Raw genomic sequence first — 13,873 nt, 5'->3', positions numbered from 1 at the left:
CATGGATTCAAAAATCATGACCGCGCTTGGCGATCGCGTGCTCTCGCTCGGGCCCCCGCCTGCAGCAGATGGTCCCTACAAGCACTTCAAGCTGACGCGCGATGCCGATGGCGTCGCCTGGCTGCTGTTCGACCGCGCCGATTCCAGCGCCAATACGCTGTCTGCCGACGTGATGGAGGAGTTCGACGCAGCCCTCGCCGCGATCGAGACTGAGCGTCCCGCCGGTCTTGTGATCCGCTCGGCAAAATCGTCCGGCTTCATCGCCGGCGCCGACGTCAACGAATTCCGCGGTGCGTCCGATCCGGAGATGGTCGAAGCGCGGATTCGCGCTGCGCATGCGGTGGTCGATCATCTGGAAGCGCTCAAGCTGCCGACCGTTGCGGTCATTCACGGTTTCTGCCTCGGTGGCGGGCTCGAGGTCGCGCTCGCCTGCCAGTCGCGCATCGCCATCGATGGCGCGCGGTTCGGCTTTCCGGAGGTGATGTTGGGCCTGCATCCCGGCCTCGGCGGCACCGCGCGCTTCACCGCGCTGGTCAACCCTACCCAGTCGATGGCGCTGATGCTGACCGGCCGCACTATCGACGCGCGCCGGGCCAAGGCGCTCGGCCTCGTCGACAGCGTGACGCAGGAGCGTCACGTCAGGGGCGCCGTGAAGGACGTGCTGTTCGGCCGGCTGAAGCGGGCTAAGCCCAGCCTGCTCACCCGCGCGGCCAATCTCGGCGCCGTGCGCGGGCTGCTCGCCAAGCGCATGCGCACCGAGGCGGCGAAGGCGGCGCCACGCGAACATTATCCGGCACCTTACGCGCTGATCGATCTCTGGGAGGCGCATGGCGGCAGCAAGGCCGCGATGCTGAAGGCGGAGCAGGCCTCCTTCGCCAAGCTGATGGTGACGCCGACCGCGCAGAATCTGATCCGCGTATTCTTCCTGCGCGAGCAGATGAAGAAGGCGGCTGGCAGTGGCAACACTGTCAAGCACGTCCACGTCATCGGCGCCGGCGCCATGGGCGGCGACATCGCGGCTTGGGTAGCCGGGCAAGGCTTGCGCGTCTCGCTCGCCGACATGAAGGCCGAGCCGATCGCGGGCGCGGTGAAGCGCGCCGCCGAGCTCTACGGCAAGATCATCCGCAAGCCGACTGAGGTGCGCGACGCGCTCGATCGCCTGATCCCTGATATGGACGGGGAGGGCGTCCGTAATGCCGATCTCATCATCGAGGCGGTGCCGGAAAAGCTCGAGCTCAAGCAGAAAGTCTATGCCGGTCTCGAGCCCAGGATGAAGCCGGGCGCGATCCTGGCGACCAACACGTCGAGCATCCCGCTTCAGGATTTGCGCACCACCCTGGCGCGGCCGGAGCGCCTGGTCGGCCTGCATTTCTTCAATCCGGTGTCGCGGCTGCAGCTGGTCGAGGTCGTCAGCCATGACGGCAACGACGCACAGGTGCTGAAGGAAGCGCTCGCCTTCGTCGGCGCGATCGACCGCCTGCCGCTCGCCGTGAAGAGTTCGCCGGGCTTCCTCGTCAACCGTGCACTGACGCCCTACATGCTGGAAGCCATGGTGATGCTCGACGAGAAGACCGACCAGCGCCTGATCGACGCCGCGGCCGAACAGTTTGGCATGCCGATGGGACCGATCGAGCTGGCCGACCAGGTGGGGCTCGATATCTGCCTCGATGTCGGCGATATGCTGCGCGCCAAGTTCGGCGATTTGCTGCCGCCGACGCCGGCCTGGCTGCGCGAGAAGGTTGCCAAGGGCGAGCTCGGCCGCAAGTCCGGCAAGGGATTTTACACCTGGAAGGATGGCAAGGCGGAGAAGGCGCCATTGCCCGAGACCGGTCCGCGCGTGACCGACCAGATGATCGACCGCCTGGTGCTTCCGATGTCCAATGTCTGCGTCGCAGCGCTGCGGGAAGGCATTGTCGACGATGGCGATGCGGTCGACGGCGCGATGATCTTCGGCACGGGTTATGCCCCGTTCCGCGGCGGTCCCCTGAACTATGCGCGCACGCGCGGCGTGGAAAATATTGTATCCACCTTGCGCGCGCTGGCCGAGCGATTCGGCGAGCGCTTCGCGCCCGATCCGGGCTGGGACAATTTCAAGTGAGACGCTTATGACTGAAAAGTCTGACACCGAGCCGAGCGGCGATCTCTGCATTCGCACGCTGGCGATGCCCGCTGACACCAATGCCAATGGCGACATTTTCGGCGGCTGGCTGCTCAGCCAGATGGATGTCGGCGGCGGCGTGTTCGCCTCGAAGGTCGCGAAGTCGCGCACCGTCACGGTTGCGATCGAGGCGATGAATTTTCGCAAAGCGGTTTATGTCGGCGATCTCGTTTCCGTCTACGCCACTCTCGTGCGGGTCGGCCGCACCTCGATGACCGTCCATCTCGAAGCCTGGGCGCTGCGGCGGCGCGAGCTGCAACCGATCCTCGTGACCGACGGCAATTTCACCTATGTCTCGATCGACGATAACGGCCATCCGCAAGTGATCCAGCGCAACGATCCGCCGATCGCGACGTAACCGCGCGCGGCGTATCGTCCCATTTCACGAAGACTTGCAGGCTCGCGAAACGCGGCACTGATGAGTCAACGCGTCGCTTCTTTGCCAAGAACGGGTCACAAAACGGATGACGTTCAGGCGTACTCAATAGCCCGTCGATTCGGGGTGGAAACGGCCGATTTGCCCTCAGGAACCTTTGGGCAGAACCGTCGTTATTTGCCCGCATTGAGGACTCTACGGGCCATGCCGGACAGCTACATCATCGAAGTTAATTCAGAGACCGCGGGCATCGTCGTTCGCGGTCAGGGCGGCTACTGCTTCTTCGCCTCGTCCCACCAATTCAATCGCCTCGAAGGCCAACTCTTCCGTAACGCCCGCGAAGCCGAACGCGCTGCGCGCAAACTGGTGAATGGCGATGTGAGGGAGGCGGCGTAATGGCTGCTGGTCGTTCCGGCGCGCAACGCGAGCCCGGAATTGATCACGCTGCAGAAATTGCCGATCAATAGATTCCGCGCCATGCAGATTCCGCGCCCTGCGCGTTCTCGAATGACGCCGACGATCACAACTTTGTCGCGGAGCGTGACAACAGCCTCCACGCGTCGCCCTGTTTCTGCCAGTTCATCAGGATGTGAAGGCTGTTTGCCACTTTCTTTCCGTCGGTCACCATCTCGGCCATCCAGTGGAAGCGCACGATCGCGGCAGGGCCGACGATCTTGATGGTCGGATCCTTGTACGCAATCGACAGGAATTTCGTCTTGCCGTCTGTGGCATTGGCGACGAAGGCCGCCTTGTCCTCGAGGAAGCCGTTGGAATGGCTGTAGCTCAGATCGTCCGCGCACAGCGCGCTGAGCGCCTTTGGATCGGCCGCGATCTGGGCGAGGCGAAAGGCCTCGACGTTCTTTGCCACCGCCTCATGGTCCGTCGTGGCAGCATGATCGCGATTCAGTGTCATTACATCCTCCGGTCTTGATCTTGCGCCCACTGTTGCAGCCGAGTGCGACTTTGTCGAGTGGCGCGTGGTCGCCATGCGCCTGCGTCATTGCGCGCGCGAGGCTCTATTGATACGTGTTCGGCATTGATGCGCCGCGCATTCGGGAAAGGGCTGACATGATCGAAACTCTTGGAAGGGCATTGCTGTTCGACATCGACGGCACGCTCGCCAACACCGACCCGCTGCACTTGAAGGCGTTCAACCAGGTGCTGGGGCCGCGCGGGCATGTCTTCGACCACGCGCGCTTCTCGAAGGAGCTGCAGGGCTTCGCCAACGTGTCGATCGGCGAACGCTTCCTGCCTGACGAGACATTGGAGCGCCGCGCCGAGATTCTCGGTGAGAAGGAAGAAGTGTTTCGCGACCTGGTCGCAGGGCAGATCGAACCGTTGCCGGGTCTGATGGCGCTGCTCGACCGCGCGGATGGCGCCGGCGTTCCCATGGTCGCCGTCACCAATGCGCCGCGTCTCAATGCCGAGCTGTTGCTCTCCGGTCTCGGCATCACGCATCGCTTCAAGACACTCGTGATTGGTGATGAATTGCCGTACGGCAAGCCGCATCCGCTGCCCTATCAGGAGGGGTTGCGCTTCGTCGGCGCCAGCGCTGCAGCCTCGATCGCGTTCGAGGATTCGCGCTCCGGCGTGCAGTCGGCCACCGCCGCCGGTATCCCGACCGTCGGGATCCGGACCAGCCTCAGCGATGCTGACCTTGTCGGCGCAGGCGCGATCGCCTCAGCAAGCGCTTTCGACGATCCCACGCTGCTCGGGCGGCTCGCGCGCGCCATGAACTGGTAAGAGATGGCCTGGTAAGAGATCTTCATCCACTAACCGTGATCGGCATGCGCATTGACCGCGCCCGCGAGAAGCCGCACCATGCATCATTCTGACGTGAGGCCATTGCTGTGACCGGATTGACCCATCGCCAAGCCGAAATCCTCAACATCGCCCGCGCCTCCGGCCGCGTCATGGTCGAGGAGCTGGCGCGCCGGTTCGAAGTGTCGGCGCAGACCATCCGCAAGGACCTCAATGATCTCTGCGAGCGCCGATCGCTCACCCGTATCCACGGCGGCGCCATCATCGCCTCCGGCGTGGAAAACCTCGCCTATGAGGCGCGCCGCTTCGTTGCCGCCGACGAGAAGAAGGCGATTGGCGCGGCCGCCGCCTCGCTGATCCCGAACGGCTGCTCGCTCTTCATCAACATCGGCACCACGACCGAGGAGGTGGCGAGCGCGCTGACCTCGCACGAGGATCTGCTGGTCATCACCAACAACCTCAATGTCGCGATGCTGCTCTATCGCCATCCCCGCATCGAGGTCGTGGTCGCCGGCGGCACGGTGCGGCGCGCCGATGGCGCCGTGGTCGGCTCGACCGCGACGCAGCTGATCGGCCAGTTCAAGGTCGACTACGCCATCATCGGCGCCTCCGCGATCGACGAGGAGGGCGCGCTGCTCGACTTCGACTATCGCGAGGTGCAGGTGGCCCAGGCCATCATCGCCAACGCCCGCAGCGTCATGCTGGTCGCCGATTCCACCAAGCTTCGCCGCAGCGCGCCGGTCCGCATCGCCCACATGACCCAGATCCAGACCTTCGTGACCGACCAGGAGCTGCCCGAGCGCCTCGCCACCATCTGCCACAGCAAGGGCATCGAGGTGGTGGAAGCGATGCCGAAGGGCGCTGACATCGACGAGAGCCAGGCCGAAGTCCAGGATGCGGCGCCTGAAGCCGCGCCGGTGGTGAGGCTGCGCTAGCGGCTCAGCCCGCGTCCCACGGGTTGAGCAGAGGCACGCCCGTAGGTTCGAAATCTTCCACATTGCGCGTGACAACCGTCAGGCCGTGAACAAGCGCGGTCGCTGCGATGAGAGCGTCGCGTTCAGCCCGCGGGTTGGGAACGTGAAGTTGCGCACAGCGCTGCGCGACTGGCGTATCAATCGCCAGGATTCGCCCTTCGAAGCGAGCCAGAATCTGACCATCGATCCAGGCGCGCAGGACGGCACCTTGTGCTGCGTCCTTGCGCGCGATCAGGCGTGCACCAAGTTCGATTTCGAGAATCGAGATGGCGGACACGAAGAAGTTCGTTGCAGCAACAGCATTGGCCCAGACGACGACATTGGGATTGGCTTTATCCGGTCGTCGGAGCTCGGAAATGACATTGGTGTCGAGCAGAAACATCAGTCGAGATCGGCGGGCTTGAAGATTTCGCCGGATACGCGAGGCGGATTGAAGTCAAAGTCCGCACTGGTTTGCGCCAGAGCCTCGGCAAGGCTCATGTGTCCGCCGCTCAGACGCAAATAATCCTCGATCGTCAGAAGCACATGGGCCGGGCGACCGCGATCTGTAATGAAGACAGGTCCTTGCGACGCAGCTTTTTTTGCACCGCTGGTGTCCTGATTGAATTCTCGGCTGGTGAGGGTGGTCACCATCGTCAGCACTCCAATTGAGGACGCATCACACGTGCGCAAAGATATGTAGATATGTTGCTACATTCAAGGCTGTAGGCGGCGCCTGCCGTTCAATCGCGCCCGATGCCCGGGAAATCGCCCATCTACCTGCCGATTTTTGCGCCATCTTGACCGGTGAAAAGTTCCATTTTCGCTTTCTTTCGTCTCTCTTTCGTCTTGCTTTCGTTTTGCGGTGTGATCTAATCAAAAACGAAAGCTGCCGCGCGACTGAACGAGCGGTTTCCGGGGGATGCGTCTGTTGGAGCGTATTTTCGACCTCGCCATCATTGGAGGCGGTGTTAACGGTTGCGGCATCGCGCGCGATGCCGTGGGCCGCGGCAACACTGTTTTCCTGTGCGAAATGAACGATCTGGCGAGCGGGACGTCGTCCTGGTCGACCAAGCTGGTGCATGGCGGCCTGCGCTATCTCGAATATTACGAGTTCCGCCTGGTCCGCGAAGCGCTGATCGAGCGCGAGATTCTCTGGGGCATCGCGCCCCACATCATCCGTCCCCTGCGTTTCGTTTTGCCGCATCACGCCGGCCTTCGCCCGGCCTGGCTGCTGCGCCTTGGCCTCTTCCTCTACGATCACATCGGCGGTCGGCATCTGCTGCCGGCGACCCGTTCGCTCGATCTCAGGCGCGACGAGGTCGGCAAGCCGCTGATCCCGAATCGCTACGGCCGCGCATTCGAATATTCCGACTGCTTCGTCGATGACGCCCGCCTGGTTGTGCTCAATGCGCGAGACGCCGCCGACAAGGGCGCCGAGATCCGTACCCGCACCCGTGCGACTGAAATCAAGCAGTCCGACGGCGTCTGGACCGTCAGCATGGTCGACACGCTGACCGGCGCGCGCTCGCAGGTCCAGGCGCGTGCCCTGGTCAATGCCGGTGGCCCCTGGGTCGAGGACGTGCTCGGCCGCGGTGCCGGCGTCAACGCGAAAGCCAAGGTGCGCCTGGTGCAGGGCTCGCACATCGTGGTCAAGAAACTCTACGACCACGATCGCGCCTACATGTTCCAGAACGCCGATGGCCGCATCATCTTCGTCATCCCCTATCAGGACGACTTCACGCTGATCGGCACCACCGACCGCGATTATGACGGCGATCCCTCCAAGGTGAAGGCGACGCCGGAGGAGATCGAGTATCTCTGCAAGGCCGCCAGCGAGTATCTCGCCAAGCCCGTGACATCGGAAGACGTGGTCTGGACCTATTCCGGCGTGCGACCGCTTTATGACGACGGCGCCAGCGAAGCCAAGGCCGCGACCCGCGACTATGTGTTCGAGCTCGACACGCCCGGCGGCTCGCCGCTGCTGTCGATCTATGGCGGCAAGATCACGACCTACCGCCGCCTTGCCGAAGAGGCGCTGGAGCGGCTCGCGCCCTATCTTCGCAGTGCGAAGGCGCGCGAAGGCTGGACCGGCAAATGGCCGCTGCCGGGCGGGGACATGGACGTCTCTGCCGTCGATGGTCTGATCGCCGAGCTCCAGCGCGGCTATCCCTTCCTGAGCCATGAGCATGCGCGTCGTCTCGCGCGCGCCTACGGTACCCGCGCCATCAAGCTGCTGGGCGACGCCAAATCGGCGGCCGATCTCGGCCAGGCCTTCGGCGCAACCCTGACCGAACGTGAGGTTCGCTACCTGATGATCAACGAATGGGCGGTGACCGCCGAAGATATCGTTTGGCGCCGCTCCAAGCTCGGTCTGCGGCTGTCTGCCGACGAGATTGCCGCACTGGACGACTGGATCAGCACGCACATTGTATCGCAAAGTCCTCTGCTGGAAGCAGGAGGACGCTCATGAGTGTGACACTCGAGCACGTGACCCGGACCGTCGACGGTATCGAGCATATCCGCGACGTCTCGCTGACTCTCGAGAGCGGCACGCTCAACGTGCTGCTCGGGCCGACGCTGTCTGGCAAGACCTCGATCATGCGGTTGCTCGCCGGCCTCGACAAACCGACCACGGGCAAGGTGCTGGTCAACGGCAAGGACGTCACTGGCATCGACGTGCGCCAGCGTTCGGTCGCAATGGTGTATCAGCAGTTCATCAACTACCCCTCGCTGACAGTCTACGAGAACATTGCCTCGCCGCTGCGCGTGCAGGGCAAGCCCCGCGCGGAGATCGAGACGCGCGTGGCGGAAGCCGCCAGGCTGTTGCGGCTCGAGCCGTTCCTGAAGCGAACGCCGCTCCAACTCTCCGGCGGTCAGCAGCAGCGCACCGCCATGGCGCGCGCGCTGGTAAAGGGTGCCGATCTCGTGCTGCTCGACGAGCCGCTCGCCAATCTCGACTACAAGCTGCGTGAAGAGCTGCGCGCCGAGCTGCCGCGCATCTTCGAGGCATCAGGCGCGATCTTCGTCTATGCCACGACCGAGCCGACCGAGGCGCTGCTGCTCGGCGGCAACACGGTGTGCATGTGGGAAGGCAAGGCGCTCCAGATCGGCGAGACGCCCGGCGTCTACCGCCGTCCCCAGACGCTGCGGGTCGCGCAGGTCTTTTCCGATCCGCCGCTCAACCTCGTCGGCATCGAGAAGAAGAACGGCTCCGTGCAATATGCGGGAGGCATCGCCGCGCCGGCGTCCGGCCTCTATTCCTCGCTCGCCGATGGCGCCTACCGCGTCGGTTTTCGCGCCCACCAGCTTGCGCTCGCCAATGGCGAGACTGACCGCCACGCCTTCCATGCCACTGTCACGGTGACCGAGATCACCGGTTCGGAGAGTTTTGTGCACTTGACCCGCGACGGATCGAACTGGGTTGCGGTGTTGCACGGTGTGCACGAGTTCGAGCCCGGCCAGACCATTGATGCCGTGCTCGATCCCAATGATGTTTTTGTCTTCGACGCGGCTGATCGCCTCGTCGCGGCACCCGGTTCCTGAGGGAGATGCGCCATGGCCCGCATTGACCTCGTCGATCTCGCTCACTCCTACGGCGGCAATGACGCGCCGCAGGAAACCTTTGCGCTGAAGCCGGTCACCATGACCTGGCGGCAGGGCGGCGCCTATGCGCTGCTTGGGCCCTCCGGCTGCGGCAAGACCACGCTGCTCAACGTGATCTCCGGCATCATCACGCCCTCGCGCGGGAAAATCCTGTTCGACGGCCAGGACATCACACCGCTGTCAACGCAGAAGCGCAACATCGCCCAGGTGTTCCAGTTCCCGGTGATCTACGACACCATGACGGTGGGGCAGAACCTGGCGTTTCCGCTGAAGAACCGTGGCGTGCCGAAGGCCGAGATCGACAGGCGCGTCGCCGAGATCGGCCGCCTGCTCGACCTCGAACCCTATCTGAACCGCAAGGCGACGCGGCTCACCGCCGACGCCAAGCAGAAGATCTCGCTCGGCCGCGGCCTCGTCCGCTCCGACGTCGCCGCCGTGCTGTTCGACGAGCCGCTGACGGTGATCGATCCCGAATTGAAATGGCAGCTCCGCTCCAAGCTGAAGGCGCTGCATCGCGAGCTCGATCTCACGATGATCTACGTCACCCACGACCAGACCGAGGCGCTGACCTTCGCCGACACCGTCGTCGTCATGCATGACGGCCGCGTGGTGCAGAGCGGCACGCCGGCCGAGCTGTTCGACAAGCCCGCTCACACCTTCGTCGGCTATTTCATCGGCTCCCCCGGCATGAACATCCTGCCGGCCGAAGTGAAGGGGCGCGAGGCCAAGGTCGATGGCCATGTCATTGCGCTGAACCGCAGCTACGACAACCTGCCCGCTGGCGCCAAGATCGAGATTGGCGTGCGTCCGGAATTCGTCGACGCGGTTGCGCCGGCCCCCGGCCTGCTCAGCGCAAGGATCGAGCGCATCGACGACCTCGGCCGCATCCGTTTCGCGCGTGTGCGCCTCGGCGAGGCCAGGATCGCGGCGCGTGCGCCGGCGGGCTTCACCGGCTCCGATGGCAATGCCGGGCTGAAATTCGATCCGGCACACGTCCACGTCTATGCCGACAGCCTTCTGGTGGAAGGAGCCGCCTGATGGACAAGACCGTCAACCAAAAAGCCTGGTTCCTGGTGCTGCCGGTGTTCCTGGTCGTCGCGTTCTCGGCGGTGCTGCCGCTGATGACCGTGGTGAACTATTCGATGCAGGACACCTTCGGCAACAACCAGTTCTTCTGGAACGGCGTCGGCTGGTTCAAGGAGTTGCTCGATCCCTCGACCGATCTCGGCGGCCGTTTCCTGGCCTCGCTCGGGCGCAATCTGTTCTTCTCGCTGGTGATCCTTGCGATCGAGGTGCCGCTCGGCATCGTCGTCGCGCTGTCGATGCCGCGGCAGGGCTGGACGGTCGCGGCCTGCCTCGTCACCCTCGCGCTGCCGCTGCTGATTCCGTGGAACGTGGTCGGCACGATCTGGCAGATCTTCGGCCGGCCCGACATCGGCCTGCTCGGCTATACGCTCAACGCGATGGGCATCGACTACAACTACGTGTCCGATGCAGTCGACGCCTGGGTCACCGTCATCGTGATGGACGTCTGGCACTGGACCAGCCTCGTCGCGCTGCTCTGCTACGCCGGCCTGAAGTCGATTCCCGAGGCCTATTACCAGGCCGCCCAGATCGATGGCGCCTCGCGCTGGGCCGTGTTCAAGGCGATCCAGCTGCCGAAGATGAACCGCGTGCTCTTGATCGCGGTGCTGCTGCGCTTCATGGACAGCTTCATGATCTACACCGAGCCTTTCGTCGTCACCGGCGGCGGACCCGGCAACTCGACCACTTTCGTGTCGATCGAGCTGGTCAAGATCGCGCTGGGCCAGTTCGATCTCGGCAAGGCTGCCGCGCTGTCGCTGGTCTACAACCTGATCATCCTGATCGTCTGCTGGATCTTCTACACCGTCATGACCAATGCCGGCGTCGAGCGTAAGGCACAGACGGCGAAGGAGCCGGCGGCGGAGCCCAAGCCCGCAGGCGCGCTCCAGCCCGCGCCCGCACTCACGCCGAAGGAAGGAGTGGCCTGATGCATTCGATTCCCGGCCGCCGCCTCATCATGGGGCTGTTCCTGATCTTCCTGCTGTTGCCGATCTACTGGCTCGTCAACATGAGCTTCAAGACCAACGGCGAGATTATCTCGACGATGACGCTGTGGCCGCACGCCCCGACGCTGCAGCACTACAGGCGCATCTTCACTGACGAGAGCTGGTATTCCGGCTATATAAATTCGCTGGAATACGTCGTTATCAACACCCTGATCTCGATCTCGGTGGCGTTGCCTGCGGCCTATGCGTTCTCGCGCTATCGCTTCCTCGGCGACAAGCATCTGTTCTTCTGGCTGCTGTCGAACCGCATGGCGCCGGCGGCGGTCTATGCGCTGCCGTTCTTCAACCTCTATTCGGCGATCGGCCTGTTCGATACGCCATGGGCGGTTGCGCTCGCGCACTGCATCTTCAACGTGCCGCTGGCGGTGTGGATACTCGAGGGCTTCGTCTCCGGCGTGCCGCGCGAGATCGACGAGACGGCCTTCCTCGACGGCTATTCCTTCCCGCGCTTCTTCGTCCGGATCCTGGTGCCGCTGATTGCAAGCGGTATCGGCGTCGCCGCCTTCTTCTGCTTCATGTTCTCGTGGGTCGAATTGCTGCTGGCGCGCACGCTGACGTCGGTCAATGCCAAGCCGATTGCCGCAGTGATGACGCGCACGGTGTCGGCGGCCGGCATGGATTGGGGCCTGCTGGCGGCGGCCGGCGTGCTCACCATCATTCCGGGCGCGCTCGTGATCTGGTTCGTCCGCAACTACATTGCGCGCGGCTTCGCGCTCGGCCGGGTGTAAGGGGGCAACGATGGAATCCATCGCATGGATGGCCTGGACGCTGCCGACCGCGATCTTCTTTGCGGCGCTGGCTTGCACTCTGGCGGTGATGACCTGGCTCGCCGCCACCTATCCCGAGGCCGAACGTGTCGGGATTCTGCGTATCCCGACCACGCGCGGCGACCGGCTGTTCATCTCGCTGATCGTGGCTGCCGTCATCCATCTGGTGTGGATCGGTCTCGTCGGCACTGACCCGATCGCAACGGTCCCGATCGGAGAGGAGGGATTTGAGATTACGAGCCTGTGGCTCGCAACCGTGATTTCGCTTGTCTCAGGCGCGGTGATTTTTCGCACCGTCTGAGGCAGGCGAGAAAGAGCAGATCCGGGGTCTACCCGGGCCTGGATTTTAGTTTGTCGCTTCAACCGGAGGAAACTAATGCGACACTTGAGAACGACCAAGGCCAGTCTTCTGACCATGAGCAGCGCGGTTGCGCTGATCGCGGCTTCGGTGACGATCGCCGCGCCTGCACGCGCGGACGAAGCCGCCGCCAAGAAGTGGATCGACAGCGAATTCCAGCCGTCGACCCTCTCGAAGGACGACGCACTGAAGGAAATGCAGTGGTTCATCAAGGCCGCTGAACCCTTCAAGGGCATGGAGATCAACGTTGTCTCCGAGACGCTGACCACGCACGAATACGAATCTCGTACGCTGGCGAAGGCGTTCGAGGAAATCACCGGCATCAAGGTCAAGCACGACATCATCCAGGAAGGTGACGTCGTCGAAAAGATCCAGACCCAGATGCAGTCGGGCAAGAACGTCTATGACGGCTGGATCAACGACTCCGACTTCATCGGAACGCACTTCCGCTATGGCCAGGCGGTCGACCTGACCGACTGGATGGCGAAGGACGGCAAGGACGTCACCGACCCGATGCTCGACGTCAACGACTTCATCGGCAAGTCGTTCACGACCGCGCCGAACGGTCACCTCTATCAGCTGCCCGACCAGCAGTTCGCGAACCTCTACTGGTTCCGGTACGATTGGTTCACCAATCCCGACTACAAGGCCAAGTTCAAGGCCAAGTATGGCTACGATCTCGGCGTTCCCGTGAACTGGTCGGCCTATGAAGACATCGCCGAGTTCTTCACCAACGACATCAAGGAAGTCAACGGCGTCCGTGTCTATGGTCACATGGACTACGGCAAGAAGGATCCGTCGCTCGGCTGGCGTTTCACCGACGCCTGGCTGTCGATGGCCGGTAACGGCGACAAGGGCATTCCGAACGGTCTGCCGGTCGACGAATGGGGCATCCGCATGGAAGGCTGCCGTCCCGTCGGCTCGAGCGTCGAGCGCGGCGGCGACGTCAACGGTCCGGCGGCGGTCTATTCGATCGTGAAGTACCTCGACTGGATGAAGAAGTATGCTCCGCCGCAGGCACAGGGCATGACCTTCTCCGAGTCCGGTCCGGTTCCGTCGCAGGGCAATATCGCCCAGCAGATCTTCTGGTACACCGCCTTCACCGCCGACATGGTGAAGCCCGGCCTGCCGGTGATGAACGCGGACGGTACGCCGAAGTGGCGTATGGCCCCGTCGCCGCACGGCTCGTACTGGAAGGACGGCATGAAGCTCGGCTACCAGGACGTGGGATCGGCGACCTTGCTGAAGTCGACCCCGGTCGATCGCCGTAAGGCGGCCTGGCTCTACCTCCAGTTCATCGTCTCCAAGACGGTGTCGCTGAAGAAGAGCCATGTCGGTCTGACCTTCATCCGTGAATCCGACATCTGGGACAAGTCCTTCACGGAACGCGCGCCGAAGCTCGGCGGCCTGATCGAGTTCTACCGCTCGCCCGCGCGCGTGCAGTGGACCCCGACCGGCAACAACGTGCCTGACTATCCGAAGCTCGCTCAGCTCTGGTGGCAGAACATCGGTGATGCGTCGTCCGGTGCGAAGACGCCGCAGGCGGCGATGGATGCGCTGGCAGCCGCTCAGGACTCGGTCATGGAGCGTCTCGAGAAGTCGGGCGTGCAGGGTGCCTGCGGTCCGAAGCTCAACAAGAAGGAGACCGCCGAGTACTGGTTCGCCAAGTCGGCCAAGGACGGCAACATCGCTCCGCAGCGCAAGCTCGCGAACGAGAAGCCGAAGGGCGAAACCGTCGACTACGACACGCTGATCAAGTCGTGGCCGGCCTCGCCGCCGAAGCGCGCCGAAGCGAAGTAATTCG

The 13,873-nt window shown here is 63.5% G+C and carries 15 protein-coding genes; 12 read left to right on the top strand and 3 right to left on the bottom strand.

What is annotated here, in order from left to right:
• The first annotated feature begins 1 nt into the window (after position 1).
• From XI06_RS20215 to XI06_RS20205, 3 genes are all read left to right on the top strand, one after another.
• A complete protein-coding gene (locus tag XI06_RS20215) occupies positions 2–2,098 on the top strand; it encodes a 3-hydroxyacyl-CoA dehydrogenase NAD-binding domain-containing protein (protein ID WP_271606268.1) in 2,097 nt (698 codons plus the stop codon).
• A gap of 7 nt (positions 2,099–2,105) precedes the next feature.
• Entirely contained in the window at positions 2,106–2,516 is a 411-nt protein-coding gene (locus XI06_RS20210) for an acyl-CoA thioesterase (protein WP_237866490.1), read from the top strand.
• A gap of 222 nt (positions 2,517–2,738) precedes the next feature.
• Complete coding sequence (locus tag XI06_RS20205; protein ID WP_237866489.1) at positions 2,739–2,930, top strand: hypothetical protein; 192 nt, start codon at positions 2,739–2,741, stop codon at positions 2,928–2,930.
• 124 nt (positions 2,931–3,054) lie between these two features.
• Here the strand turns inward: XI06_RS20205 and XI06_RS20200 are convergent, their stop codons facing one another.
• Positions 3,055–3,447 carry a nuclear transport factor 2 family protein gene (locus XI06_RS20200; protein ID WP_237866488.1) on the bottom strand — a complete coding sequence of 131 codons (393 nt, stop codon included), beginning with the start codon at positions 3,445–3,447 and terminating at the stop codon, positions 3,055–3,057.
• A gap of 155 nt (positions 3,448–3,602) precedes the next feature.
• Here XI06_RS20200 and XI06_RS20195 point away from each other — a divergent pair, with 155 nt between their 5' ends.
• Positions 3,603–4,277 carry an HAD family hydrolase gene (locus tag XI06_RS20195; RefSeq protein WP_237866487.1) on the top strand — a complete coding sequence of 225 codons (675 nt, stop codon included), beginning with the start codon at positions 3,603–3,605 and terminating at the stop codon, positions 4,275–4,277.
• Between the two features lie 107 nt (positions 4,278–4,384).
• Positions 4,385–5,230 carry a DeoR/GlpR family DNA-binding transcription regulator gene (locus XI06_RS20190; RefSeq protein ID WP_237866485.1) on the top strand — a complete coding sequence of 282 codons (846 nt, stop codon included), beginning with the start codon at positions 4,385–4,387 and terminating at the stop codon, positions 5,228–5,230.
• A gap of 4 nt (positions 5,231–5,234) precedes the next feature.
• On the opposite strand, the gene XI06_RS20185 is transcribed toward XI06_RS20190, so the two are convergent.
• Complete coding sequence (locus XI06_RS20185; RefSeq protein ID WP_271606267.1) at positions 5,235–5,651, bottom strand: type II toxin-antitoxin system VapC family toxin; 417 nt, start codon at positions 5,649–5,651, stop codon at positions 5,235–5,237.
• Positions 5,651–5,902: a type II toxin-antitoxin system prevent-host-death family antitoxin gene (locus tag XI06_RS20180; RefSeq protein WP_237866482.1), complete on the bottom strand. Its 252-nt coding sequence runs from the start codon at positions 5,900–5,902 to the stop codon at positions 5,651–5,653. The genes XI06_RS20185 and XI06_RS20180 overlap by 1 nt, the downstream gene beginning before the upstream one ends.
• A gap of 268 nt (positions 5,903–6,170) precedes the next feature.
• On the opposite strand from XI06_RS20180, the gene glpD reads away from it, so the two are divergent.
• The 7 genes from glpD to XI06_RS20145 all read left to right on the top strand — a co-directional run bounded on the left by glpD (position 6,171) and on the right by XI06_RS20145 (position 13,869).
• Positions 6,171–7,721 carry a glycerol-3-phosphate dehydrogenase gene (gene glpD / locus XI06_RS20175; protein ID WP_271606266.1) on the top strand — a complete coding sequence of 517 codons (1,551 nt, stop codon included), beginning with the start codon at positions 6,171–6,173 and terminating at the stop codon, positions 7,719–7,721.
• Positions 7,718–8,794, top strand: coding sequence for an ABC transporter ATP-binding protein (locus XI06_RS20170; protein ID WP_237891733.1), 1,077 nt, complete (start codon positions 7,718–7,720; stop codon positions 8,792–8,794). Before glpD ends, XI06_RS20170 begins: the two co-directional genes overlap by 4 nt.
• 12 nt (positions 8,795–8,806) lie before the next feature.
• Positions 8,807–9,892, top strand: a complete 1,086-nt coding sequence (locus XI06_RS20165; protein WP_237870087.1) for an ABC transporter ATP-binding protein — start codon at positions 8,807–8,809, stop codon at positions 9,890–9,892.
• Positions 9,892–10,866, top strand: coding sequence for a carbohydrate ABC transporter permease (locus XI06_RS20160; protein ID WP_237866477.1), 975 nt, complete (start codon positions 9,892–9,894; stop codon positions 10,864–10,866). The genes XI06_RS20165 and XI06_RS20160 overlap by 1 nt, the downstream gene beginning before the upstream one ends.
• Positions 10,866–11,672 carry a carbohydrate ABC transporter permease gene (locus XI06_RS20155; protein ID WP_237866476.1) on the top strand — a complete coding sequence of 269 codons (807 nt, stop codon included), beginning with the start codon at positions 10,866–10,868 and terminating at the stop codon, positions 11,670–11,672. The genes XI06_RS20160 and XI06_RS20155 overlap by 1 nt, the downstream gene beginning before the upstream one ends.
• A 10-nt stretch (positions 11,673–11,682) precedes the next feature.
• On the top strand, positions 11,683–12,012 hold the full coding sequence (locus XI06_RS20150; RefSeq protein WP_237866475.1) for a DUF2160 domain-containing protein: 330 nt from the start codon (positions 11,683–11,685) through the stop codon (positions 12,010–12,012).
• A 75-nt stretch (positions 12,013–12,087) separates the two neighbouring features.
• Complete coding sequence (locus XI06_RS20145) at positions 12,088–13,869, top strand: ABC transporter substrate-binding protein (protein ID WP_237866473.1); 1,782 nt, start codon at positions 12,088–12,090, stop codon at positions 13,867–13,869.
• Positions 13,870–13,873: the final 4 nt, after the last annotated feature.

This window comes from Bradyrhizobium sp. CCBAU 11434 (assembly GCF_028128895.1).
Classification (GTDB): Bacteria; Pseudomonadota; Alphaproteobacteria; order Rhizobiales; family Xanthobacteraceae; genus Bradyrhizobium; species Bradyrhizobium zhengyangense.
The sequence above is the reverse complement of the archived record's forward strand: the minus strand, read 5'-3'. Positions and strand labels throughout refer to the sequence as shown.